Genomic DNA, 25,414 nt, shown 5'->3' on the forward strand with positions numbered 1-25,414 from the left:
GTCGCGCGCGGCACCGCGCCAGCCCGCTCAATATCCGGCGGCCTGCCCATCCTTGCGGCTTTCCGAAGCGCCGTAATACACCCCGCTGGCAGGATCGCGGGCTATCGCCTGATAGCCGCCATATGGGCCGTCGGCAAAGATCACCCGATGGCCCTTGCGCATCAAGGCACGGATGGTGTCGTAGGAGAAGCCGGTCTCCAGATTGACCTCGCCACCATCGCTCATCGCCGTGGCCTGGCCGGTCGGCTCGGTGGAGCCTTCATGCTGGATACGTGGCGCGTCGCCGGCTTCCTGCAGATTCATGTGGAAGTCCACCAGGTTCATCACGATCTGCACATGGCCCTGCGGCTGCATCGCACCGCCCATCACGCCGAAGCTCAGCCACGGCTTGCCGTCCTTGGTGACGAAGGCCGGGATGATGGTCTGGAACGGCCGCTTGCCCGGCGCGTAGCCGTTGGGGTGATCCTTCTTCAGCACGAACATCTCGCCGCGGTCCTGCAGGATGAAGCCCAGCCCCGGCGGCGCCATGCCGCTGCCCATGCCGCGGTAGTTGGACTGGATCAGTGACACCATCATGCCGTCGGCATCGGCCACGGTCATGTAGATGGTGTCGCCCTCTTCCAGTTGCTTGGGTGTGCCCGGCTGTACTTCCTTGAGCGCCTTGTCCATGGAGATCAGCGCGCGGCGCTGGGCGGCGTAGTCCTTGGACACCAGCCTGGCCAGCGGTGCGGGCTGGAAGGCCGGGTCGGCGTAGAAGCGCGCACGGTCGGCAAACGCCAGCTTCTTGGCCTCGGTGAACAGGTGCACATGCTCGGCCGAGCCGAACGGGATCTTGGAAAAATCGTAGCCTTCCAGGATGTTGAGCATCTGCAGTGCGGCGATGCCCTGGCTGTTGGGCGGCAGTTCCCAGACGTCGTAGCCGCGATAGTTGGTGCTGACCGGCTCCACCCACTCGCCTTGATGGCTGGCCATGTCTTCGTAGCTCAGGTAGCCGCCATTGGCCTTGAAGTAGGCACCGATGGTGCGCGCGATCTCGCCCTTGTAGAACGCATCGCGGCCGCCGTCGGCGATCTGCTGCAGGGTGTTGGCCAGGTTCGCGTTCTTCCACAGCTCGCCCTTGCGCGGGGCGTGGCCGTCGATGGTGAACTGCTCCTTGAAGCCGGGGTATTGCGACAGGCGCGGTACCGAACGGTCCCAGTAATAGGCAATGGTTTCAGCCACCGGATGGCCTTCGTGCGCGTAGCGGATGGCCGGCGCCAGGTTCTGCGCCATCAGCTTGCGCCCGAAGCGCTCATGCAGCGCGAACCAGCCGTCGACTGCGCCCGGCACCGAGACCGGCAGCGGGCCGGTGGGCGGAATGTCCTTCAGGCCACGACGCTGGAACTCGGCCAGGGTCAGCGACTTGGGCGAGCGGCCCGAACCGTTGTAGCCGTAAAGTTTGCTGGTCTTGGGGTCCCACACGATCGCGAACAGATCCCCGCCCACCCCGTTGCCGGTGGGCTCCATCAGGCCCAGCGCCGCATTGGCCGCGATCGCCGCGTCGACCGCCGAGCCGCCGTTCTTCATCACGTCCAGGGCGATCTGGGTCGCCAGCGGTTGCGAGGTCGCGGCCATGGTATGCGGCGCAATGACTTCCGAGCGGGTGGCGAAGGGCTGCCCGGTGATCCGGTCGGCGGCGCCGAGAGGCGGCGCGAGTAGGGCCAGGGCAGACACCAGCAAGACAGGTACGCGACGCATGATCAACAGCTCCCCATGACACGACGGATGAAGCACTCACCATACCAGCGGCCTCTGTCGCGGCGCTCGTTCGATGCCATCGCGCACGGAAAAGCCGCGCAGTTGGTGATGTCCGTTGGCGATTCCGGCGCGCGGGCGATCCGGTTTCAGCCGCAACCATGCTGCTGTCATGCGGCCTGGCGCACCGCCAGCCGTATGATTGCGGATGTTTCAGCCGCAAGGGTTGACACCCCACCGCCGGCGGTGGTTATCTCAGGCCCATGCCGCACCGCCATACCACCTCGAACGCTCCGATGTCCGCGCCCTTCGGCGTGCCGGCAGCGTCGTTTCTCGTGCTCGTACTTATTACCTCGCCAACCGGTGCGGGACGAGACTTCGTGTAGGCAACAGACACACAAGGCTTCGATCAGACCCCGCACCGGCAACGGCGCGGGGTTTCGCGTTTCAGGGATCACCAAAAGTTTCGAATGACATGAACGACATCACCACCATCGCCAGAACGTCTTCCAGCAATGCCCGCACCGGCGCTGCTGTCTGCGCCTGCATGTGCGGCGGCGTTGCTCATCCCCGCTTTGCTCAGCCGGCCAGTGTCTGCACTGCCGGCTGATCTCTTTCCACTGCCAACCCCGCAAGGACACCTTCATGAGCAACGACATCCAACCGAAAATCGCGATCATCGGCTACGGCAGCCAGGGCCGCGCGCATGCGCTGAACCTGCGCGATTCCGGCTTCGACGTCACCGTCGGCCTGCGTGCCGGTGGCCCGACCGAATCCAAGGCGCAGGCCGACGGCTTCACCGTCGTGACCCCGGCCGAAGCGGTCAAGAGCGCCGACCTGGTCGCCATCCTGACCCCGGACATGGTGCAGAAGAAGCTCTATGAAGAGGTCATCGCCCCGAACATGAAACAGGGCGCCTGCCTGTTGTTCGCGCATGGCCTGAACGTGCATTTCGACATGATCAAACCGCGCGCCGATCTGGACGTGGTGCTGGTCGCGCCCAAGGGCCCGGGCGCGCTAGTGCGTCGCGAATATGAGATCGGCCGCGGTGTGCCGTGCATCTATGCGGTGTATCAGGACACCAGCGGCAAGGCCGAGCAGTTCGCGCTGACCTATGCCGGCGGCCTGGGCGGCGCGCGCGCCAACATCATCAAGACCACCTTCAAGGAAGAGACCGAAACCGATCTGTTCGGCGAGCAGGCGGTGCTGTGCGGCGGCGCCTCGTCGCTGGTGCAGGCCGGTTTCGAAGTATTGGTGGAAGCCGGCTACCAGCCGGAAATCGCGTACTACGAAGTGCTGCACGAATTGAAGTTGATCGTGGACCTGTTCTACGAAGGCGGCATCACCCGCATGCTGGAATTCGTCTCCGAAACCGCACAATACGGCGACTATGTCAGCGGCCCGCGCGTGATCGACGCCAGCACCAAGGCGCGCATGAAGGACGTGCTGACCGACATCCAGAACGGTACCTTCACGAAGAACTGGGTGGCCGAGTACGAAGCCGGCCTGCCGAACTACAGCAAGTTCAAGCAGGCCGATCTGGAGCACCCGATCGAAGAAGTGGGCAAGAAGCTGCGCGCCAAGATGGTGTGGCTCAACGGCGAACAGCAGGCCGCCGCCGCACCTGCGAATCAACAGGCGGCGTAACGCCGCCGCCTCCCCCACCGCTTAACACCGAAGGTCCGCAACGCATGAACACCTCCGCACACAGCACGCCCCGCAACGGCGCGCGCTGGCTGACGCAGGCCCTGGAAGCCGAAGGCGTGGAAACGCTGTTCGGCTATCCGGGCGGCACCATCATGCCGTTCTACGACGCCCTGGTGGATTCCAGGCTCAAGCACATCCTGGTCCGCCACGAGCAGGGCGCCGCACTCGCCGCCAACGGCTATGCACGTGCCAGTGGCCGGGTCGGCGTGTGCGTGGCCACCTCCGGCCCGGGCGCGTCCAACCTGGTCACCGGCATTGCCGACGCCATGCTCGATTCGGTGCCGATGGTGTGCCTGACCGGCCAGGTCGCCACGCCGTTGCTGGGCACCGACGCGTTCCAGGAACTGGACGTGTTCGGCATGACCATGCCGATCGTCAAGCACAGCTTCCTGGTGCGGCGTGTGGAGGATCTTCCGGAGATGGTGCGCGAGGCATTTCGCATTGCGCGCGAGGGTCGCCCGGGCCCGGTGTTGATCGATCTGCCCAAGGACGTGCAGATTGCCGATGCGTCGCACCTGCCTGAGCACGTGCCAGCGGCCGTGTTGCCGCCGCCGGCACCGGCGGACGCGAAACTGGCCGACGCGCTGGCGGCGATCGCCGGTGCCGAGCGCCCGGTGGTGTATGGCGGTGGCGGGATCGCATTGGCCGGCGCAGTGGACGCATTCCGGCGCTTTGTCGAAGCCACCGGCATCCCGACCGCGCTCACCTTGCGCGGCCTGGGCGCGTTGCCGCATGCGCATCCGGATTACCTGGGCATGCTGGGCATGCACGGCACCCGTGCGGCCAATATGGCCATCCAGGAATGCGACCTGCTGGTGGTGGTGGGCGCACGGTTCGACGACCGTGCCACCGGCAAGCTGAGCGAGTTCGCCCCGTTCGCGCGTGTCATCCATCTGGATGCCGACGCATATGAAATCTCCAAGCTGCGCACCGCCGATATCGCGGTGCCCGGCGATGTGGCAACGAGTCTGAAAGCACTGAGTGCGGCACGTGGCAACTGCCAGGCCTGGCGCACGCGCTGTTTTGCCAACCGCGAAAAATTCGGCGCGCGCTACGACGCGCCCGGCACCGATATCTATGCGCCGGCGCTGCTGAAGCGCCTGAGCGAAGTGGCGCCGGCCGACACCATCATCGCCTGCGATGTCGGCCAGCATCAGATGTGGGTGGCCCAGCATTGCCGCTTCAACGATCCGCGTAATCACCTCACCAGCGGCGCGCTGGGCACCATGGGCTTCGGCCTGCCGGCAGCGATGGGCGCGCAGTTCGCCTGCCCCGACCGCACCGTGGTGCTGGTCTCCGGCGATGGCAGTTTCATGATGAACGTGCAGGAACTGGTGACCATCGCGCGCTGCAAGCTGCCGGTGAAGATCGTGCTGCTGGATAACAGTTCGCTGGGCATGGTGCGGCAGTGGCAGGAACTGTTCTTCGCCGAGCGCTACAGCGAGATCGATCTGTCCGACAACCCGGATTTCGCGGCCCTGGCGCAGGTGTTCGGCATCCCGGCCAAGCGCATCATCGCGCGTGGCGACGTGGATGCCGCGCTGGCCGACCTGCTGGCGCAACCGGGCCCAGGCCTGCTGCATGTGGCCATCGATGCGCGTGCCAACGTGTGGCCGCTGGTGCCGCCCAACAACGCCAACAGCACCATGCTGGACAGCAACCCCGCACACGCGACCAAGGAGACGACGCATGCGTTACCGGCTTGATCTGGTGCTGAAGTCGGCCGAAGGCGCACTGGTGCGGGTGATCGGCATGACCGAGCGCCGCGGGTTCCGCCCGTATGCCATCCAGGGTGCTGCGGCGCCGGACGATGCCGGCCGCTGGCATCTGCAACTGGACGTGGACAGCAGCCGTCCACCGGAGACGCTGCGCCTGCAACTGGAAAAGGTCTACGACTGCGAATCGGTCAGCATCACCACGTTGGAATCGGTCGAGGCCGCTGCATGAGCACCCAGGCTCCGCGCATGCAGACCTCGCGTGACCACCAGACCGCTGTCCGGAGGTGTCTTCTTCCGGATCGGCCGCGCGTGTGCCGCAATGCCTGATTCCGGCCGCCCCACCACGCAGGAGCCCGACGTAGGCGACGTGGCCGTCAGCGTGGCCGACGTGCTGGCTGCACAGGCGCGCCTGCGCAAGTACCTCTCGCCCACGCCACTGCATTACGCCGAACGCTTCGGCGTGTGGTTGAAGCTGGAAAACCTGCAGCGCACCGGTTCCTACAAGGTGCGCGGCGCATTGAATGCCTTGCTGGCCGGACTGGAGCGCGGCGACGAACGTCCGGTGATCTGCGCCTCGGCCGGCAATCACGCGCAGGGTGTCGCATGGTCGGCCTATCGGCTGGGTGTGCAGGCCATCACGGTGATGCCGCACGGCGCGCCGCAGACCAAGATCGCCGGCGTGGCGCACTGGGGCGCCACCGTGCGCCAGCATGGCAACAGTTACGACGAGGCCTTCGCCTTTGCCCGCGAGCTGGCCGACCAGAATGGCTATCGCTTCCTGTCCGCCTTCGACGACCCGGACGTGATCGCCGGCCAGGGCACGGTCGGGATCGAGCTGGCGGCGCATGCGCCGGACGTGGTGATCGTGCCGATCGGCGGTGGTGGGCTGGCCTCCGGTATTGCGTTGGCGCTCAAGTCGCAGGGCGTGCGCGTGGTCGGCGCACAGGTCGAAGGCGTGGACTCGATGGCGCGCGCCGTGCGCGGCGACCTGCGCGAAATCGCCCCCGTGCCCACGCTGGCCGATGGCGTCAAGGTCAAGATTCCCGGCTTTCTCACCCGCCGCCTGTGCTCGAGCCTGCTCGACGACGTGGTGATCGTGCGCGAGGCCGAATTACGCGAAACCCTGGTGCGCCTGGCACTGGAAGAACACGTGATTGCCGAAGGCGCCGGTGCCCTGGCCCTGGCCGCTGGTCGCCGTGTGGCAGGCAAACGCAAATGTGCGGTGGTCTCTGGCGGTAATATCGACGCAACCGTGTTGGCCACACTCTTGTCCGAGGTGCGGCCGCGTCCGCCACGCAAACCGCGTCGTCGCAACACCGAGCGGCTTCGCAACGAACGCAGCGTCAAGCCACCCAACCAACCACCCGCTCTTTCCCGCCCATCCGCAGTCGCTTCAACGCCTGTCACCGCCATCGCCGTAGAGGAGTCTTCCTGGTGAACACGAACGTATCCAACCAGACCCCGCGTATCCGAATTTTCGACACCACCCTGCGCGACGGCGAGCAATCCCCCGGCTGCAGCATGACGCCCCAGCAGAAGCTGGTCATGGCGCGCGCGCTGGACGAACTCGGCGTGGACATCATCGAAACCGGTTTCCCGGCCAGCTCGCAGTCGGACCGCGAAGCGGTGGCGATGATCAGCCGCGAGCTGCGTCGCCCGACGCTGGCCGTGTTGTCGCGCTGCCTGCAAACCGACATCGAAACCTCGGCCAAGGCGCTGGAAGCGGCTGCCAATCCGCGGCTGCATGTCTTCCTGTCGACCAGCCCGTTGCACCGTGAGCACAAGCTGCGGATGAGCCGCGAGCAGGTGCTGGAATCGGTACACAAGCACGTGACATTGGCGCGCAGCTATATCAACGATGTGGAGTTTTCTGCCGAAGACGCCACACGCACCGAGGAAGATTTCCTGATCGAGGTCACCCGCGTGGCGATCGCGGCCGGCGCCACCACGATCAACCTGCCCGACACCGTGGGCTTCACGACACCGGAAGAAATCCGCGGCATGTTCTCGCGCCTGATCGCCAGCGTCGACGCTGCCGACAACGTGATCTTCAGCGCGCACTGCCACAACGACCTGGGTCTGGCCGTGGCCAATTCGCTGGCCGCCATCGAAGGCGGCGCACGCCAGGTCGAATGCACCATCAACGGTATCGGCGAGCGTGCAGGCAACTGCGCGCTGGAAGAAATCACCATGGCACTGAAGGTGCGCGGTGCGTTCTACAACATCGATACCGACATCAATACCCCGCGCATCGTCTCCACCTCGCAGTTGCTGCAGCGCCTGGTCGGCATGCCGGTACAGCGCAACAAGGCGGTGGTGGGCGGCAACGCGTTCGCGCACGAATCGGGCATCCACCAGCACGGCATGCTGCGCCATCGCGGCACCTACGAAATCATGCGCCCGGAAGACGTGGGCTGGGAGTCGTCGCAGATGGTGCTGGGCCGCCACAGCGGCCGCGCCGCGGTGGAACAGCGCCTGCGTGCACTGGGTTACTTGCTGGAAGAAGAAGAAGTCAAGCTGGTGTTCGAGCAGTTCAAGGCGCTGTGCGAGAAGCAGCGCGTGGTCACCGACGCCGACCTGCAGGCGATGATGCAGGACGCCACCGTGCAGGAAGGCTACCGCCTGGCGTCGATGACCATCAGCGATGTGGGCAGCCGTGCGAACGCCTTGGTGGAATTGTCCGACCCGGAAGGCAACCGCGTGGCCGAGACGGCGCAGGGCAACGGGCCGGTGGATGCACTCTTCGGGGCCTTGGCTTCGGCGACCGGCGTGAAGCTGGAGCTGGACAGCTACCAGGTGCACAGCGTGGGCATCGGCGCGGATGCGCGTGGTGAAGCCAGCCTGAGCGTGCGCCACGACGGCGTGGAATACGAAGGCACCGGCACCAGCAAGGACATCATCGAAGCCAGCGCCCTGGCGTGGCTGGATGTGGCCAACCGCCTGCTGCGCCAGCGCGAGCGCGGCGTGATCGCCGGCAAGACCGCGGCGGTGGCGTAACACTGCTCATTTCGCTAGACGATGCAAACCTGACGGCCGGCGGAGTGATCTGCTGGCCGTTTTGGTTTTGGTGTTCCAACTTTCTTGCAAGTGCGTCGGGCTGCTGCGGGCGCGTGCACTCGTACCGACACAGAACAACCTCGCACACGAGATCTGCCGGTTTTGTGCGAATGCTTCGGTCTGCTGCGGGCGCTTGCACGTGTACCGGCGTGGGACACGCCGCAAGTACGTCCATGTAGGCTCCGTGGCGGCATCCATGCCGCCAAGGGTCCCGCGACGGTGGGCGGGCAAGGACCAGTGGAGATGGTCGGTGCGGATGGATCTCAACCAGGCGACCAGCGAACAGCAGGCTGGCAATGCGTTGACCTTCGCTCTTCGACAAAACCACCAACCAACTGTCTGGCGTGGTGTCCTCGCCGATTGCGGGACCGTGTGGCGGCATGGATGCCGCCACCGAGCCTCCAGGGACGGATTCACGGCGTGTCCCGACACCGGATGCGGCACCGCGCTGCCGACCAACTTCGCACCGATCAATCTTGCGCACAGCATCTAGAATTTCCATGCGAGTGCTTCGCTTGACTGATGTGATCACACATGGAGAGCCACCAAACGAAAGTGGCTATCGCCCTAAGAACGATAGCCACCAGCACAGCTACAACGCGTCGGAAGCCGGCGCTTTACAGCGCGGCCACCGCTGCATCGCCCATCGCCACGGTACCGACCTTGGTAGTGCCTTCCGACCAGATGTCGGCAGTGCGCAGGCCTTGATCGAGAACCTTGCCGACAGCCTGCTCGATGGCGTCCGCTGCAGCCGATTGCGCGAAGGTGTAGCGCAACATCATTGCCACCGACAGGATGGTGGCCAACGGATTGGCGATGCCCTTGCCTGCGATGTCCGGCGCGGAGCCATGACATGGCTCATACATGCCCTTGCTGTTGGCATCCAGTGAGGCTGACGGCAGCATGCCGATCGAGCCGGTGAGCATGGATGCCTGGTCGGACAGGATGTCGCCGAACATGTTGTCGGTCACGATCACGTCGAACTGTTTGGGCGCACGCACCAATTGCATGGCCGCGTTGTCCACGTACATGTGCGACAGCGCGATATCCGGGTAGTCCTTGGCGACTTCTTCGACCACTGCACGCCAGAGCTGGCTCGATGCCAGCACGTTGGCCTTGTCGACCGAGCACAGCTTCTTGCCGCGCAAGCGCGCCATCTCGAAGCCGGCCTTGGCGATGCGGCGGATCTCGCTTTCGCTGTACGGCAAGGTGTCGTAGGCCTGGCGCTCGCCGTTATCCAGCGTGCGCGTGCCGCGCGGCTGACCGAAATAGATGCCGCCGGTGAGCTCGCGCAGGATCAACAGATCCAGCCCGGACACCACCTCCGGCTTGAGCGTGGACGCATCGGCCAATTGCGGATACAGCAACGCCGGGCGCAGGTTGGCGAACAGGCCAAGTTGGGAGCGGATCTTGAGCAGGCCGCGCTCCGGCCGCAGCGACGGGTCGATGGTGTCCCACTGCGGGCCACCGACGGCGCCCAGCAGCACCGCATCGGCAGCGCGCGCGCGCTCCAGTGTTTCATCGGCCAGCGGGCTGCCGTACTTGTCGTAGGCCGCGCCACCCAGTTCGTCGTACACCAGGGTGAAGCCCAAGCCGTGTTGCGCATCGATGCGCGTCAGCACCTTGACCGCTTCGGCCATGATTTCCGGGCCGATACCGTCGCCGGGAAGAATCAGAATCTGCTTGCTCATGCAATCCTCGTGGAAGGGCGCTACCGCACCCGTTTTTCATTGTGCTGCGGCGTTCACGACGCAAGCATTACTGCAACGCGCCGAACAACCACGGTTGGCGTGCGCGATGACCTTGCTCGAAGCGACCGATGGCATCGGCGTCCTGCAAGGTCAGACCGATGTCGTCCAGCCCGTTGAGCAGGCAGTGCTTGCGGAAGGCATCGATGTCGAAACCGTATTCCACGCCATCGGGACGGCGCACACGTTGTGCGGCCAGATCCACGGTGAGCTGATAGCCCTCGGTGGCCAGGCATTGCTCGAACAAGGCATCCACTTCCGCTTCCGCCAGCACGATCGGCAGCAGGCCGTTCTTGAAGCTGTTGTTGAAGAAGATGTCGGCGAAGCTGGGCGCGATCACGGCGCGAAAACCGTACTCGTCCAGTGCCCACGGCGCATGCTCGCGCGAGGAGCCGCAGCCGAAGTTCTCGCGTGCCAGCAGCACGCTGGCGCCCTGATAGCGCGGGAAATTGAGCACGAACTCCGGATTGAGCGGGCGCTGGCTGTTGTCGCGGCCGGGCTCGCCGATATCCAGGTACCGCCATTCGTCGAACAGGTTCGGCCCGAAGCCGGTGCGCTTGATCGACTTGAGGAACTGCTTGGGAATGATCTGGTCGGTGTCGACGTTGGCGCGATCCAGGGGCGCGACCAGTCCGGTGTGTTGGGTGAAAGGAGTCATTGGAGTGCCGGGAATGGGGAATGGGGAGTTGGGAATAGGCAGAGCAGGAAGCGGGCTTTGGCGATTCCCTATTCCCGATTCTCGATTCCCTGCAAGCCACGCACATCGACAAAGTGTCCGCTCACCGCCGCGGCAGCGGCCATCGCCGGGCTGACCAGATGCGTGCGTCCACCGACGCCCTGGCGGCCTTCGAAGTTGCGGTTGGAGGTGGAGGCGCAATGTTCGCCGCTGCCGAGCTTGTCCGGGTTCATGGCCAGGCACATCGAGCAGCCTGGCTCGCGCCACTCGAAACCGGCGTCCAGAAACACCTTGTCCAGGCCTTCTGCTTCGGCTTGTGCCTTGACCAGGCCCGAGCCTGGCACCACCAGCGCCTGCTTGATGGTGGAAGCGACCTTGCGGCCCTTGGCCACTGCGGCGGCGGCGCGCAGGTCTTCGATGCGCGAGTTGGTGCATGAGCCGATAAACACGCGATCCAGGCGGATCTCGGTGATCGGCTGATTTGCACGCAAGCCCATGTATTTCAGCGCGCGCTCGATCGAGTCGCGCCTGGTCGGGTCCTGCTCGGCGGCCGGGTCCGGCACCTGCTGATCCACCGCCAGCACCATTTCCGGCGAGGTGCCCCAGCTGACCTGCGGCTTGATGTCGTCGGCGCGCAGTTCCACCACGGTGTCGAAGTGCGCGTCCGGATCGGAGACCAGCGTGCTCCACAACGCGACAGCCGCATCCCAATCGGCGCCCTTGGGCGCGAACGGGCGGCCCTTGACGTAGGCAATGGTTTTTTCGTCCACCGCCACCATGCCCACGCGCGCGCCGGCTTCGATGGACATGTTGCAGATGGTCATGCGCCCTTCCATCGACAGGTCGCGGATCGCGCTGCCGGCAAATTCCAGTGCATGGCCGTTGCCTCCGGCGGTGCCGATCTTGCCGATCACCGCCAGCACGATGTCCTTGGCGGTCACGCCGAACGGCAGCGTGCCTTCCACGCGCACCTGCATGTTCTTCATCTTCTTGGCGATCAGGCACTGCGTGGCCAGCACATGCTCGACCTCGGAGGTGCCGATGCCGTGCGCCAGCGCACCGAACGCGCCATGCGTGGAGGTGTGCGAATCGCCGCAGACCACGGTCATGCCCGGCAGCGTGGCGCCCTGCTCCGGGCCGACCACGTGCACGATGCCCTGGCGCGCATCGTTCATCTTGAACTCGAGGATGCCGAAGTCGTCGCAGTTCTCGTCCAGGGTCTGCACCTGCAGGCGCGAGACTTCATCGGAAATCGACTCCAGCCCACCCTGGCGCTCGGCACGTGTGGTCGGCACGTTGTGGTCGGGCGTGGCGATGTTTGCGTCGATGCGCCATGGCGTGCGCCCGGCCAGACGCAGGCCTTCAAAGGCCTGCGGCGAGGTCACCTCGTGCAGGATGTGGCGGTCGATGTAGATCAGCGAGGAGCCGTCGTCACGACGGGCGACCTCATGCAGTTCCCACAGCTTGTCGTACAGCGTCTTGGCAGTCATCGCGGCAATCCGGGTGGCGAATGGTGGGTGCGCCCACCTGGCTGAGATCGATGCTAGGAGCTTGCCTTGGATAACGCAAATTCATATTGTTTATTCAACAAATGAATTTCAGGAATGCCAGTGGATCTCGCGAGCCTCAACGCATTCGTGGCCATTGCCCAGAGCGGCAGCTTCTCGGCGGCCGGCGAGGCGCTGCACCTCACCCAACCGGCGGTGAGCAAGCGCATCGCCTTGCTGGAGGGCCAGTTGTCGGCGCGGTTGTTCGATCGCCTGGGCCGCCAGGTGGTGCTGACCGAGGCCGGGCAGGCCCTGTTGCCACGCGCGCAACGCATACTTGCCGAACTGGAGGACACCCGCCGCGTGCTCGAGCACCTCGGGGCCTCGGTTGGCGGGCGCCTGAGCCTGGCCACCAGCCACCACGTGGGCCTGCACCGCCTGCCGGCGTTGCTGCGTCGCTTCGCTGCGCAGCACCCGCAGGCCGCGCTGGACATCCAGTTTCTGGATTCGGAACTGGCATATGCGGCGGTGCTACGCGGCGAGGTCGAACTGGCTGTGACCACCCTGGCACCGGACACGCGGGCGCCGCTGCGCGCGCGGCCGATCTGGCACGACCGTCTGCAGTTCGTGGTGGCGCCCGACCATCCATTGGCCGCCCTGCGGGAGGTGACGCTGGAACACGTGGTCGCGCATCCGGCAGTGCTGCCGGACCCCGGCACATTCACCCATCGCATCGTCGCCGGGCTGTTTGCCGAGCGGGGCCTGGCGCCACACCTGCGCATGACCACCAATTATCTGGAGACGATCAAGATGCTGGTGTCGGTCGGGCTGGCCTGGAGCGTGTTGCCCGAACGCATGATCGACCATCAGATCGTCGCGCTGCCGCTGGCCGATGTGACGCTGTCGCGCGAGCTGGGCTGCGTGACGCACGGCGGGCGTACCTTGTCACGTGCGGCGCAGGCGTTTGTGGCGTTGTTGAACGCACAGGCAGACCAGACGTGATGCGGTCCCTGGAGTGCATGGTGCACGACATGCTCCGCACGCATCCGCACCCACATGCCAGCACTGCTGCGCCGCTGGTCCGCACAGTGTCACAAGGATAAAGACATTAGCTGAGCGCTCACGCATCGCACGCAAAACAGGCGCACCCAGCCACCGCTGTTCTGCGCTGCTACACCCGGCAGACAACGTAATACGCCAGCACGAGGTCAGTGGTCGACCAGCCGATCACGCCCCTGCCGCTTGGCCTGGTACAGGCGACGGTCTGCCAATGCCAGCAGTTCGCGCCGGGTCGGCGCTTCGTGGCTCATCGCCATGCCCATGCTCGCGGTGCACTGCACGCTGGTGCCGTGCGCATCCACTTCGATCGCCGCCAGGCGTTGCCGCATGCGCTCGAACAGCGCGCGTGCCTGCACCGCGTCCAGCCCGGTGGCGGCCAGAAGGAACTCTTCGCCGCCATGGCGCGCGGCGAAACACTGCGCCTGATCCTGGGCGCTCAAGGCATCGCCCAGCGCGCTCAACACCGCGTCACCGACGTCATGGCCGTACGCGTCGTTGATGTGCTTGAAGTGGTCGATGTCCATCAGCGCCAGCGCCAGTGCCGGGCCACCGCTGCGTGCAGCGTCGAACCACTGCTGCAGCACACGCTCGGCTTCGCGCCGGTTGGGCAATGCAGTGAGCACGTCATGGCTGGCGCGATATTCCAGTTGCTGCATCAGGGCTTCACGCTCCGCGCTGGCCTGCTGCAGCGCCAGATTCTTCTCGCGCAGTTCGCGTGTGCGCCGGTCGATCACGGTATTGAGCTGGCGCTGGCTTCGCCGGTAGCTGGCCGTACGCCACAGGTAAAACCCGTAAATCAGGCTGGCCAGCGCAAGGACGCCCAGCGCGATCACCTCGCCACGGCGCCACCACGGCGGGGCCAGTGCGATGACCAGACTGGATTCGCCAAGGAGCGTGGTCTGTCGCCAGTCCACTGGCAGCGACATCGCCTGCACACGGAAACGGAAGCGGCCCGGCGGCAGGTTGGTGTACACCGCCTCGGTGGCCGTGTCGGCGTCCACCCATTCCGGGTCGAAGCCTTCCAGGCGATAGCGGTAACGCACCTTGTCGGGCCCGCGGAAATTCAGCCCGGCATAGCCGATGGCGATGCGCCGCGTCTCGGCGCCAAAGCGATGCGGGCCGCTCACCGGCTGCACCATGCCATCGACCAGCAAGCGCTCGAACACGATGGGCACGCGGTGACCTTGCAAGGTGCCGACGCGCGCCGGATCGATCACGCCCAGGCCGGCGGCGGTGGGAAACAGCAATTGCCCGGACAAGGTCAGCCAACCGGCCGGTGAACTGCTGCCGTTGCCCTGGTTCCCGGGCATGCCGTCGCTGCGGTCCACCACCTCCACACTCAACTGCTCGCGGGTGCCGGCATCGATCTGGTCAAAGTCGCTGCGCGCGATGCGGAACACGCCGTGATTGCTGGACAGCCACAGGTAGCCGCGGCCATCGTCGATCACGCGGAACACCTTGTCGCGCGGCAGGCCTACGCGGTGGTCGTAGACGCGGAACTGCTCGCCATGCAGGCGCAGCAGGCCGCGGTCGCTGGCGATCCACAGATCGCCGCCGGCGTCACGCAGGAAGTCGAAGGCGTTCTGCCCAGGGAAATCCTGCTCGCCCAGCCACGCACGCGTGCTGCCACCCGGCGACAGACCGGTCATGCCGCGATCGGTCCCGATCCAGATGATGCCCTGCGCATCGCGGTACAGCGCCTGCACCGAACCGTCAGGCACCCCGTCGGCCGCGGTGTAACGGCGCGCCTTGCCATGCCGCCAGCGCACCAGTCCGCCGGTGGTGCCGATCCACAGATCCTCGCCATCGGGCAATACCGCCCGCACCGACAGCGAGGGCAACCCATCGTCCGCACCGATGCGTACCAAGACCCTGCCCTGCGCGTCCAGCCGCAGCACGCCCTGGCTGTAGGTGCCGGCCCAGACCCCGCCGTCGCCGGCATCGGCCAGCGACAGCACCGATTGCTCCAGGATCCGGCCACCTTCGGACGGCAACAGCGACACCCGGCTGATCTGATCGTTGCGCCAGCGGTCCAGGCCGACCGCACTGCCAACCCACACAGTGCCATCGCGGGTCTGCAACACGGTGCGCACGTAATCCGAGGCCAGCCCGTCGTCCTGGGTGACGCCGTGCGCGGCGCCTTCGGCAATCCGGAACAGGCCATGGGTGCTGCCGACCCAGATCAGGCCCTCGGCATCTTCCAGCAATGCCGGGCTGGCGACACCGGAGATCTGCACCTGCTCGTCGGGCACCCCGGCGCTACGATGCACCAGCAGCGTGCCGCTGGGCATGCTCATCCACAGATGCCCGGGCCGATCCAGCAACAGCGCATCCACCCGCTGGCCCTGGCGAAACCGTTGCAGTCCGCCGGCGCGGCCCCACCACCACACGCCATCGTCGCCGGCGACCAGCAGGCCACCCTGGCGATCGCTGGCCAGCCGCCGGACCGGCACGGCCTGCATGCCATGCGCCTTGCCCCAGGCTTCTGCTGCACCGCCGGTGCGCGGCAGCCGGTACAAGCCGACTTCGGTGCCCACCCACAGTTCGCCGGTGTCGTCGGCCGACAGCGCGGTGATGCGCGCGTGCGGCAACCCGGCCTGGCGGCCGACATCGACCAGGCGCCCATCCGGCTCGATCCGGTACAGCGTCTGCGGCGTGCCCACCCATAACGCGCCATCGGCACGACGCAGCAACGCGCTGACCGCCAGATGCCGCGCGGAGGCATCGCCCAATTGCTGCCACTTGCCATCCTGGTAACGGTAGACCCCGTCGAAGGCGGTCCCGAACAACATGCCGCCGGTGCTGTCGCGCAACACCACGAACACGCCCCCCAGTTCCACGCCCGGGGTGTTCTGGCGGTCGTAGACGGTGAAGTCGCGACCGTTGAACCGCGCCACGCCTTCCCAGGTGCCGAGCCAGATCAGTCCGTCCTCGCCCTGGGCTACCGCATGCACCAGGTTGTGCGGCAGGCCGTCGTCCATGTTCCAGCGCGTGACGGTGTGATAGGCGGTGTGGTCGAGCTCCTGCGCGCCAGCCAGCGGCAACCCGAGCGTCGCGCAGCACAGCACGATCCACAGCCACAGCAGCGCCGCCCGCAGCACACCTGTGCTGCGAACGCAGCCTGCATGCGTCTGCGCCCCGACCCTGTCCACGCTTCCGTCCCCTCGTCCGTGCCTGCTGGCCCGCCTGCCGGTATGCACTGACAGGCCTGCGGCAAATCTATCACCGGGGTTTTCGGCCCGCCCTAGGTGGATTCCCCACAGCTGCCGGGACCACCATGACACCGGGAGGCATTCGGCCGGGACGGTGATGGCCCATCACTATTTCAGCGGCAACGGGCGCGCGGGGTGTGGGCATCTGCCGCCCGCTTCCACGCGGTGCAGACCTGTGGGTCTGCGACGCGCGCGCTGATGCATTCAGGCCACCGAGTATAAATATAGAACCCGATGGTCTAGTATTGGCGGCATGTCCAGCTCGCCCCCCCTCAAGTCCAAGGCCAAGAGCAACGGCCCTGGGCGTCCCAAGGATCTTGGGAAACGCGCCGCCATCCTGGGCGCTGCGCGCACCATGTTCATGGAGCAAGGCTATGCCGGGGTCAGCATGGATGGGATCGCCGCACAGGCCGGCGTCTCCAAGCTGACCGTCTACAGCCATTTTGGCGACAAGGAGAGCCTGTTTTCCGAGGCGATCCGCGCGCAATGCCAGCACATGATGCCGGACGACCTGTTCGACCATGCCCCCGAGGGTGCATTGCGCGACCAGTTGATCGAGATCGCGCATGCGTTCTTCGCCATGGTCAGTACCGACTCGGCCATTTCCACCCACCGCATGATGATGGCGCCCGGCACCGGCGACGTGCATGTGCGCGAGATGTTCTGGGACGCCGGCCCCAAGCGGACCCAGCAGGCGCTGGCGGATTTCCTGTCCGCACGGGTGGCCGATGGCCAGCTGGAGATCACCGACCTGGCCCGCGCGGCGTCGCAATTCTTCTGCCTGCTCAAGGGCGAGTTGTACGCCTTGATGATGTGCGGCCTGCACGGCCAGCCCACCCGTGCGCAGGTGGACGAGCACATCGAATCCAGCGTGGACTTCTTTTTGAGGGCTTATGCACCCCGCTGACCGCCCCCGGCCTTTGGTGGCGATGACTTCCGGCACTGCGCCGGTGGTCCATGCGCGGCGATGCTAGATGCGCCAGTTGCCCCGCGCACCGGTAAAATGTCCGCCCCACCGCGTTGGATAACCGCACCATGACGATCGATTTCACCCAGGCCCGCGAAAAGATGGTCGAGCAGCAGATCCGGCCGTGGGACGTGCTGGACCTGCGCGTGCTCGACGTGCTGGCGCGCATGCCGCGCGAGGCCTTCGTGCCGGAGGCTTACAAGACCCTGGCCTATGTCGATGTGGAGATTCCGCTGTCGGCCGGCCACAAGATGATGAAGCCGGTGGTCGAAGGCCGCATGTTGCAGGCGCTGGATCTGCAGCCGGGCGAAGACGTGCTGGAAGTGGGCACCGGTAGCGGCTTTGCCACCGCCTGCCTGGCGGCGCTCGCGCGCGAGGTCGTCAGCCTGGAAATCGACCCCGCGCTGGCCAGCGCCGCGCGCGCCAATCTGGACGCAACCGGCCTGGGCAGCAATGTCCGGATCGACACCGCCGATGTGTTCGGCTGGCAGAGCGAGCGCCGTTTCGATGCCATCTGCGTGACCGGCGCAGTCGACACCCTCCCCGTCCAGTGGCTGCAGTGGTTGCGCCCGAACGGCCGGCTGTTTGTCGTGCGCGGTCACGAACCGGTGATGGAAGCGGTCCTGGTCCGTGGCGATGTCAACGCCCCGCGCATCGAATCGTTGTTCGAAACCGACCTCGCCTATCTCCAGGGCGCCGCACCCACGCCCCGATTCCAATTCTGATTCCCAAGGAAGCTTCCCCGATGATTCGCCGATCCCTCGTTCTGGCCCTGGCCGCCGCCCTGTCTCCCATGGCTGCGCACGCCACCGACCTGCTGCAGGTCTACGAAATGGCCCGCAACGGCGATCCGCAGCTGGCCGTGGCCGAGTCCACGCGCCTGGTCAATCGGGAAGGCCAGGTACAGGCGCGCGCGGCATTGTTGCCGCAGCTGGACGGCACTGCCGGATTCACCCAGGCGCATCGCGAATTGGAAGGGGTTGACGGTCGTTCGACGACCAAGCAGCGGCAGTACGCGATCCAGGGCAGCCAGACCATCTTCAACTGGGCCCAGTTCGCCAACCTGCGTGCCCAGCGCGAAATCGCCAAGGCAGCCGATTTCACGCTGGCATCGGCAAACAACGATTTGATCACCCGTACGTCGGCGGCGTACTTCCAGGTGCTGGTGGGCATCGAATCGCTCGCGGCAGCAGAGACCAACGAAGCAGCCGCCAAGAAGCAGTTCGACTACGCGGACAAGCGTCTGGAGGTTGGCCTGGCGCCGATCACCGACGTGCACGAAGCCCGTGCCCAGTACGACCAGGCGCGCGCGGACACCATCAACGCACGCAATACGCTGAAGGATTACTACCAGGCGCTGACCGAACTCACCGGCCAGCCGGTGGTGGGCTTGCGTGCGCTGCCGGAAGATTTCCGCCCGGAAGTCCCGGCGGCCTACAGCAATGTCGATCAACTGGTATCCACCGCCATTGCCGATAACCCTGCATTGAAGGCACAGCAGCTGCAGGTCAGCGCGGCCGAAGCGCAGGTCAACGCCGCGCGTGCCGGGCATTACCCGACCCTGAATCTCGGCGCCAATATCGGCCGCAGCAACAGTTGGGGTGGCCAAGGAACGGTGGATCAGGCAGCTGGCAACTTCACCACCAACGGCCGCGACATTGATACCGATTCGATCGGCGTGACCTTGTCGATCCCGATCTTCGCTGGCGGCGCAACCCAGTCGGCCGTACGCCAGGCGCTGTCACGTCGTGACATCCAGCAGGACACCTACGAGCAGCAGAAGCGCGCGCTGGACCGCAATACGCGCAACGCCTATCAAACCGTGGTTGCCGGTATCAGCGAAGTGGAAGCGCGCCGCCTGGCCGTGGTCTCCGCACAGGCGGCCTATGACGCCTCGCAGGTCGGTCTGGAAGTCGGCACCCGTACAGTGCTGGACGTGGTGCAGAACCAGCGCACGCTGTTCCAGGCACAGCTGAACTACGCGCAGTCGCGCTACACCTTCCTGCAGAACCGGCTGTTGCTGGGCCAGGCCATCGGCAAGCTCGATATCACCGATCTGCAGGACGTCAACCGTCTGTTGTCGCAGGATGCCGAGTCCAGGCTGCAGGGCAGTGGCTCGCTGCAGTAAGACGAACCACAGGTAACGCGAAAGGCGGGCCCAGGCCCGCCTTTTTTGTACGCGCCAGGCAATTGCATGTGCGCTTTTCGTGGCGGCTGCTGCAAGTACGATTAGTGCGGTAAAGCGGTCGTTACGACGCTCGATGCGATGCGTTGGATAAAACCAGGCCCGCGTCAGTCACCGTTGCACGCTCTCACTGGTGAACGCAACGACCGCTGCAATCTGGCAGCTGGCGTCGGCAGGACCGCGGCACGTGGTGCACGCAGGCACATGCGGATCAACAAGCCTCACGCAGCAGCGCCGTCGTTCACCACCGGCGGCAGATCCGGCGCAATGTGCAGCAGCGTGCGCGCGACGGCGCCCTTGCCATTGGCGACCAAGGCCAGGCCAGCGGCGGCCATTGCGTCACGCTGTGCAGGATCGCCCAACAAGCGGGCAAGGTCGTTGTACACGCACTCGGCGTCCTCGCAGATGGCCACCGCATCGGCTTCGCGCATGCGCCGCGAGATTTCGGAAAAATTATGCAGATGCGGGCCGGTAACCGCTGGCGTGCCGACTGCCGCCGGCTCCAGCAGGTTGTGGCCGCCGATCGGCTGCAGGCTGCCGCCGACGAAGGCCACCTGCGCGCAGGCATAAAAACTCATCAGCTCGCCCAGGGTATCGATGACAAACACCTTGTCGCGCGCGTGTGGCCATTGCTGGGTCTTGCGCGTGGACACGGTCCAGCCACGTTCGCGCGCCAGCGCCTCGACCTTGGGAAAGCGCTCCGGATGGCGCGGCGCCCACAGCAGCAACAGGTCGGGCCATTGCAGCAGTAGCCGCGCATGGATATCGGCCACCGCCGCCTCTTCGCCTTCGTGGGTACTGGCGGCAATCCACACCGGGCGGGTGGCCGGCACATGCGCGCGAAACTGCGCGACCAGCGCCTGCAACTGCGTCGGCGCGGCGATATCGAACTTGAGATTGCCCAATGCCACCACCTGGTCCGGACGCGCGCCAAGGGTGATGAAACGCTCCGCATCGTCCTGCGACTGTGCCGCCACGCAGGTCACCGTGCGCAGCGCGCGGCTGATCAACGGGGCCAGCACGCGATAACCGCGCAACGACCGCGCCGAGAGCCGCGCATTGAGGATGTACAACGGAATCTTGCGGTCGCGACAGCCGAACAGCATGTTCGGCCACAACTCGGTTTCCAGGATCAGCGCCAGCCGTGGCCGGAAATGCTCCAGAAACCGGCCCACGCTACCGGGCACATCGTAAGGCAGATACACATGATCGACCGCATCGCCCCACACGGCACGCACGCGCTCGGAGCCGGTGGGCGTGATGGTGGTGATGACCCAGCGGATGTCCGGCCGCTGCGCACGCAAGGCATTGACCAGTGGCGCAGCGGCGTTGACCTCGCCCACCGACACCGCGTGCACCCAGACCCGTGGACGGCCACAGGCATGCGTGTACGAGGCATAGCGCTCATTCCAGCGGTTGAAATACTCGCGCACGCGAAAGCCGCGCCACACCAGGTGGTACACCGTGACCGGCAACAACAGGTAGAGCAGCGCCGAGTACAGCCCGCGCAACAGCCATTCGATCGGGTCTTTCCGCATGCGTGCAGGATACGGGAGCGTCCGCAGGTGCGCATGTGCACGATCCCTTAGAATTGCCGCATGTCAGAAACCGCCAACGTCGCCGTCCGCCCGTCCCTGCGCAATCCCAGGCACTGGCCCATGTACCTGGGCCTGGCCGTCATGGTGCTGGCCGGGCGCCTGCCCTGGACGCTGCAACGCGCGTTGGGCCGCGGCGTGGGCTGGATCGCGATGCGCGCGGCGGGCACGCGGCGACGCGCTGCCGAGGTCAACCTCAAGCTGTGTTTCCCCGAGCAGGACGATGCCTGGCGGGCACGACTGCTGCGCGACAGCTTCGATGCGCTGGGCGTGGGCCTGTTCGAGTTCGCGCGCGCCTGGTGGGGCAGCATCGACGCCATCCGCCCGGGGGTGCAGATCGAAGGCCTGGAACATCTGCAGCGGCTACAGGAGCAGAAGCGTGGCGTGCTGCTGGTGTCCGGGCATTTCATGACGCTGGAGATGTGCGGGCGCCTGTTGTGCGACCACGTGCCGCTGGCCGGCATGTACCGCAGGCACCGCAACCCGGTGTTCGAATGGGCGGTCAAGCGCGGGCGGTTGCGCTATGCCACGCACATGTTCGCCAACGAGGACCTGCGCGCCACCATCAAGCATCTCAAGCGCGGCGGTTTTCTGTGGTACGCGCCGGACCAGGACATGCGCGGCAAGGACACCGTGTTCGTGCCGTTTTTCGGGCATCCGGCCTCCACCATCACCGCCACCCATCAGCTGGCGCGGCTGACCGGTTGCGCAGTGGTGCCCTACTTCCATCGCCGCGAAGGCGGCCGCTACCTCCTCAAGATCGCACCGCCGCTGGCAGGCATCCCGTCCGAGGACGTGATCGCCGATACCACGCAGGTCAATGCGGCGATCGAGGACATGGTGCGTGAGGCGCCGGACCAATACCTGTGGATCCATCGCCGCTTCAAGCGCCAACCGGGCGGCCGCAGCGCGTTCTACCAGTGACGCCCGCGGCCCCGCAGCGTGCTGCAGGTGCAGGTGATCGATCGGCCGGCGTCGCTAGCGCGGCGGTGCCTGCTCCGCGTCGTCGTTGAGCAGCGCACCCGCATACAGGCCCGCCAGCATCAGGCTCAGCCCGCCCCAGAAGCTGGAATAGAACGCCAGGTGGGTATTGAGCGGGAATACGGTGGCCACCAGCGCAATCATCGCCGGCCGGGCCTGCTCACGCGCGCCCACGCTGGAATAGCGCCACGCACGCCACGCCTGCGCCGCCCCGGCCAGCCACAGCAGCAGGCCGATCACCCCGGTTTCGGCCAGGATTTCCAGCACGATCTGGTGCGCATGGAAGGCCGGGCCATCGCCCCAGGCCGGTGGCTGCGACGGTGCCGGATTGCAGGCCGGATACGCCTGCCGGAACCCGCGCGCGCCGACGCCGTTGAAGGGATGCTCGCGAATCATGCACAGCGCGGCGCCCCAGATCTGGCCACGCCCGGACAACGCGTGGTCCACGCCCTGCTCGCCGTTGCCGAATGCCAGTGCCGTGCGCTGCAGACGCTCGCGTGCCTGCGGCGCCACCGCCACCACGGCCCCGCCCAGCAGCACGCCGGCCACGGCCACCACCACCAGACGGCGGCCGCCCAGCAATTGCCAGCCCGAGAGCAGCACGATCACGCCGTAGGTGATCCACGACGCGCGCGAACCCGCCAGCACCAGCACCACGCCGACGGCTGCCGCCGCGCCCGCCCAGGCCCAGCGATTGCGCCGCCCCAGCGCCAGCAGCAGAAACGGCGACAGGCTGGCCAGGGTCTGCCCGAACTTGAGATTGCACGGCCCCAGCACGCCGCTGAGGCGGTCCACCAGCGCCAGCTCCTGCGGCGTGCACAGCCCGTGACCGCTGATCAGCTGCTTGAGTTCATCCAGCGCGAAGAACAACGGGCTGCTGCCGAAGGCAGCCTGCAACAACGCATCCAGCGTCCATACCGCGCCGATCACCGCCAGGCCTGTGAAGGTCCGGCGGCGGCGCTGCGCATTGGCCACCGCAATTGCGCACAGCCACATGAAAGGCAGATAGCGCAGGTCGGTGGCCGACTTGCGCAGCGCCCGCCCGGCATCCACCGCATCCAGCGCCGACAGCATCTGCGGCAGCCAATAGGCAAAGAAGAGCACGCTGGTCAGCGCCCAGGCGGCGCCGCTGAGCAGGCCGGTGCCGCCACGGAAGCGGGCATGCGCCAGGCGGTAGGCCGCGAACAACGCGCCCAGCGACAGCACCGTTTCGGCCAGCCCGGGCGTGGGCCACAGGGCGACGAACAGGATCACCCACAGCGGCGCCCAGCGCCCGACGTCGGGCGTCAAGACAGGCGCTTGCGCGATGGGCTCAGCGGCGGAGTTCGTCATAGACCTTCAAGGTGGCCGATTGCATGGCCTGCAACGTATAGGGAAGCACCGCCGGCGGCGCGGGCGGGCGCTGCAGGAGCCCGAGCGCCCGCGCGTGCAGCGCGGCGGTATCAAAGGCCGGCACCGCGCCGGCAGGCTGCAGCTCGGTGAGCAATTCGCCAACGCCGCCATGCGCCCACCCCAGGACCGGGCGGCCCACCGCCAACGCTTCGACGACAGTGCGGCCGAAGGCCTCGGGCTTGCGCGAGAGCTGCAACACCAGATCGCTGGCGGCGTAGGCCTCGGCAATGCGCGCAGTGGGTTCGGTGAAGGCAACCGCCGCAGCCACACCCAGGCGCGCGGCCTCGGCTTCCAGCTCGCGTACATAGGCTTCGCGCCCGGGCTCGCGCGCGCCCGGCAGCCATAGCCAGGCCGGCACGCCGGACGCGCGCAGCGCGGCCAGCAGTTGCAGGCCGTCGGCATGGCCCTTCAGACGGGTGCCACGCCCGGGCAGCAGCAGCAACGATGCGTCGGCCGGCAGGCCGGGCAGCAGTGTCTGCGCCCAGGCGCGTGCGCGCCGGTCGGCCCCGAGGCGGCGCGGAAACTGCGCGATATCCACACCGCGCGGGATGATGCGCACGCGCGCCGGGTCGGTCTGCGGGTAATGCGCGCGGACGTAGTCATTCACGGTCTGCGAGACGCAGATGACCCGCTCGCCATAGGTCATGACCGCGCTGTAGCGGCTGGGCGAATTGAGCCCGTGCACGGTGGTGACAAAGCGTGGCCGGGTCGCGGCCGGCATCCCGCGTAGCGCATACCAGCCCAGCCAGGCCGGCAGGCGCGACCGCGCATGGACGATGTCGGCACCGAGCTCGGCAAACAACCGGCGCAGGCCGACCACATGCCGCAGGGTCAGCAACGACTTGCGGCCGATATCCAGGGTGAGATGCTCGCCACCGGCATCCAGCAACGGCTGCACCAGGCGCCCGCCGGCCGATACCACCACCGCACGATGCCCGGCGCGCACCAGCGCCGCGGCAATTTCCAGGGTGGAGCGCTCGACGCCGCCGGACTGCAGCGCCGGCAGCAATTGCACCACGGTCAGGCGGTGCATCCGGCCAGGATCAGTCGGCGAGCACGAACAACGCGCCGCAGTACGGGCACTTGGCTTCGCCGTTGGGTTCGTCTTCGATCGGCAGGTACACGCGCGGATGCGAGTTCCACAGCGCCATCTGCGGCGTCGGGCAGCTCAGCGGCAGGTCTGCCCGCTGCACGGTGTAGCGCGTTTCGGCATTGGCGGGCGCGGTGGCGGTCTGGCTCATGGCGGTGCAGTCGGGAAACGAAGACAGAGCGCGGATTCTAGCAGCCTGCCCGCACCCGCAGGGTGGCGCGGTGGCCGATGCTGTGCCCTACCGGCATGCGGTGTGCTCGGCGGCCCGCGGCAGGCCTGGGGTGGAAACGGCGTGTTGCCGCGGGCAGACGCGGTGCCCGGGCGCCTGAAGCGCCGCACCATGTCACCTGAGCGGCATGAGCGATGCATGGAATGATGTCGATTGACGCGCATCGATGATCTGCAGCACGACGTCGCTTGATGTGCGTACTGCCTTCTGCAGTGACGCAACGCCATGGCTGGTGACTACGCGGCCTTGCCTGCCATGCGCATCATGCGCTTCGCCTTGCGCTGCGAGATGGTCAGCCGAGTCGATCAGCGGCGTGGCAGCTTCCGCTTCGCAAGCCGCTGAGTACCAAACGCCGGTCAAGACACACGGTGACACCTGCGCGGCCCCGATCGGATCTGCCCGCGGTGCCTCCTCCACACGCGCGCCGCGCACCGGGCCAGGCAGTGCACAGCTCGCTTGCGTGCCTTGCGTGTTTTGTCCACGATCGGCCAGCACCGGCGCTGCGGCGACCACGCCGGCAGGACCTGGTTGGATCGCCACGCGCAGGTCCGAGCGCTGCAACTCGGCGCTGCGGCTC

General features: G+C 66.5%; 21 protein-coding genes. 11 read left to right on the forward strand and 10 right to left on the reverse strand.

Annotation, left to right across the window (positions count from 1 at the left end; genetic code table 11):
- Positions 1-27: 27 nt before the first annotated feature.
- On the reverse strand, positions 28-1,737 hold the full coding sequence (gene ggt, locus XnspCFBP7698_RS07525) for a gamma-glutamyltransferase (protein WP_104581403.1): 1,710 nt from the start codon (positions 1,735-1,737) through the stop codon (positions 28-30).
- A 472-nt stretch (positions 1,738-2,209) separates the two neighbouring features.
- Between ggt and XnspCFBP7698_RS21840 the strand changes: the two genes are divergently transcribed.
- The 6 genes from XnspCFBP7698_RS21840 to XnspCFBP7698_RS07550 all read left to right on the forward strand — a co-directional run bounded on the left by XnspCFBP7698_RS21840 (position 2,210) and on the right by XnspCFBP7698_RS07550 (position 8,156).
- Complete coding sequence (locus XnspCFBP7698_RS21840) at positions 2,210-2,344, forward strand: hypothetical protein (protein ID WP_255404432.1); 135 nt, start codon at positions 2,210-2,212, stop codon at positions 2,342-2,344.
- A gap of 35 nt (positions 2,345-2,379) precedes the next feature.
- Entirely contained in the window at positions 2,380-3,381 is a 1,002-nt protein-coding gene (gene ilvC, locus XnspCFBP7698_RS07530) for a ketol-acid reductoisomerase (protein ID WP_047696937.1), read from the forward strand.
- Between the two features lie 44 nt (positions 3,382-3,425).
- Entirely contained in the window at positions 3,426-5,147 is a 1,722-nt protein-coding gene (gene ilvG / locus XnspCFBP7698_RS07535; protein WP_104581375.1) for an acetolactate synthase 2 catalytic subunit, read from the forward strand.
- On the forward strand, positions 5,131-5,388 hold the full coding sequence (locus XnspCFBP7698_RS07540) for an ACT domain-containing protein (protein ID WP_047696941.1): 258 nt from the start codon (positions 5,131-5,133) through the stop codon (positions 5,386-5,388). Before ilvG ends, XnspCFBP7698_RS07540 begins: the two co-directional genes overlap by 17 nt.
- 90 nt (positions 5,389-5,478) lie before the next feature.
- Positions 5,479-6,597 (forward strand): threonine dehydratase, encoded by a 1,119-nt coding sequence (locus tag XnspCFBP7698_RS07545; protein ID WP_039407264.1) that lies wholly within the window; start codon positions 5,479-5,481, stop codon positions 6,595-6,597.
- Positions 6,594-8,156: a 2-isopropylmalate synthase gene (locus XnspCFBP7698_RS07550; protein ID WP_104581376.1), complete on the forward strand. Its 1,563-nt coding sequence runs from the start codon at positions 6,594-6,596 to the stop codon at positions 8,154-8,156. Before XnspCFBP7698_RS07545 ends, XnspCFBP7698_RS07550 begins: the two co-directional genes overlap by 4 nt.
- Before the next feature lie 677 nt (positions 8,157-8,833).
- Here the strand turns inward: XnspCFBP7698_RS07550 and leuB are convergent.
- The 3 genes from leuB to leuC form a co-directional block, all read right to left on the reverse strand.
- Entirely contained in the window at positions 8,834-9,907 is a 1,074-nt protein-coding gene (leuB, locus tag XnspCFBP7698_RS07560; RefSeq protein WP_104581378.1) for a 3-isopropylmalate dehydrogenase, read from the reverse strand.
- Positions 9,908-9,974: 67 nt separating this feature from the next.
- On the reverse strand, positions 9,975-10,622 hold the full coding sequence (gene leuD, locus XnspCFBP7698_RS07565) for a 3-isopropylmalate dehydratase small subunit (protein WP_039406294.1): 648 nt from the start codon (positions 10,620-10,622) through the stop codon (positions 9,975-9,977).
- 68 nt (positions 10,623-10,690) lie between these two features.
- The gene (leuC, locus tag XnspCFBP7698_RS07570; protein ID WP_104581379.1) at positions 10,691-12,130 is read right to left on the reverse strand and encodes a 3-isopropylmalate dehydratase large subunit; all 1,440 of its coding nucleotides are present in this window, start codon (positions 12,128-12,130) and stop codon (positions 10,691-10,693) included.
- Between the two features lie 120 nt (positions 12,131-12,250).
- Here leuC and XnspCFBP7698_RS07575 point away from each other — a divergent pair, with 120 nt between their 5' ends.
- Positions 12,251-13,129 carry a LysR family transcriptional regulator gene (locus XnspCFBP7698_RS07575; protein ID WP_047696994.1) on the forward strand — a complete coding sequence of 293 codons (879 nt, stop codon included), beginning with the start codon at positions 12,251-12,253 and terminating at the stop codon, positions 13,127-13,129.
- 206 nt (positions 13,130-13,335) lie between these two features.
- Here the strand turns inward: XnspCFBP7698_RS07575 and XnspCFBP7698_RS07580 are convergent, their stop codons facing one another.
- Complete coding sequence (locus tag XnspCFBP7698_RS07580; RefSeq protein WP_104581380.1) at positions 13,336-16,338, reverse strand: ligand-binding sensor domain-containing diguanylate cyclase; 3,003 nt, start codon at positions 16,336-16,338, stop codon at positions 13,336-13,338.
- 313 nt (positions 16,339-16,651) lie between these two features.
- Between XnspCFBP7698_RS07580 and XnspCFBP7698_RS07585 the strand changes: the two genes are divergently transcribed.
- From XnspCFBP7698_RS07585 to XnspCFBP7698_RS07595, 3 genes are all read left to right on the forward strand, one after another.
- Positions 16,652-17,305 (forward strand): TetR/AcrR family transcriptional regulator, encoded by a 654-nt coding sequence (locus XnspCFBP7698_RS07585; RefSeq protein ID WP_047696950.1) that lies wholly within the window; start codon positions 16,652-16,654, stop codon positions 17,303-17,305.
- Between the two features lie 128 nt (positions 17,306-17,433).
- Positions 17,434-18,090 (forward strand): protein-L-isoaspartate O-methyltransferase, encoded by a 657-nt coding sequence (locus XnspCFBP7698_RS07590; RefSeq protein WP_047696996.1) that lies wholly within the window; start codon positions 17,434-17,436, stop codon positions 18,088-18,090.
- Between the two features lie 20 nt (positions 18,091-18,110).
- Entirely contained in the window at positions 18,111-19,493 is a 1,383-nt protein-coding gene (locus tag XnspCFBP7698_RS07595; RefSeq protein ID WP_039406284.1) for a TolC family outer membrane protein, read from the forward strand.
- 278 nt (positions 19,494-19,771) lie between these two features.
- On the opposite strand, the gene waaA is transcribed toward XnspCFBP7698_RS07595, so the two are convergent.
- On the reverse strand, positions 19,772-21,088 hold the full coding sequence (gene waaA, locus XnspCFBP7698_RS07600; protein ID WP_047696954.1) for a lipid IV(A) 3-deoxy-D-manno-octulosonic acid transferase: 1,317 nt from the start codon (positions 21,086-21,088) through the stop codon (positions 19,772-19,774).
- A 60-nt stretch (positions 21,089-21,148) separates the two neighbouring features.
- Between waaA and XnspCFBP7698_RS07605 the strand changes: the two genes are divergently transcribed.
- A complete protein-coding gene (locus tag XnspCFBP7698_RS07605) occupies positions 21,149-22,069 on the forward strand; it encodes an LpxL/LpxP family Kdo(2)-lipid IV(A) lauroyl/palmitoleoyl acyltransferase (protein ID WP_047696956.1) in 921 nt (306 codons plus the stop codon).
- A gap of 54 nt (positions 22,070-22,123) precedes the next feature.
- Here the strand turns inward: XnspCFBP7698_RS07605 and XnspCFBP7698_RS07610 are convergent, their stop codons facing one another.
- From XnspCFBP7698_RS07610 to XnspCFBP7698_RS07625, 4 genes are all read right to left on the reverse strand, one after another.
- Positions 22,124-23,458, reverse strand: coding sequence for an O-antigen ligase (locus tag XnspCFBP7698_RS07610; RefSeq protein ID WP_047696958.1), 1,335 nt, complete (start codon positions 23,456-23,458; stop codon positions 22,124-22,126).
- Positions 23,439-24,551, reverse strand: a complete 1,113-nt coding sequence (locus XnspCFBP7698_RS07615; protein WP_047696959.1) for a glycosyltransferase — start codon at positions 24,549-24,551, stop codon at positions 23,439-23,441. Before XnspCFBP7698_RS07615 ends, XnspCFBP7698_RS07610 begins: the two co-directional genes overlap by 20 nt.
- Positions 24,552-24,561: 10 nt before the next feature.
- Positions 24,562-24,759 (reverse strand): zinc-finger domain-containing protein, encoded by a 198-nt coding sequence (locus XnspCFBP7698_RS07620; RefSeq protein WP_039406274.1) that lies wholly within the window; start codon positions 24,757-24,759, stop codon positions 24,562-24,564.
- 192 nt (positions 24,760-24,951) lie between these two features.
- A complete protein-coding gene (locus XnspCFBP7698_RS07625; protein WP_139015267.1) occupies positions 24,952-25,377 on the reverse strand; it encodes a hypothetical protein in 426 nt (141 codons plus the stop codon).
- Positions 25,378-25,414: the final 37 nt, after the last annotated feature.

This window comes from Xanthomonas sp. CFBP 7698, from assembly GCF_003600855.1.
Classification (GTDB): Bacteria; Pseudomonadota; Gammaproteobacteria; order Xanthomonadales; family Xanthomonadaceae; genus Xanthomonas; species Xanthomonas cannabis.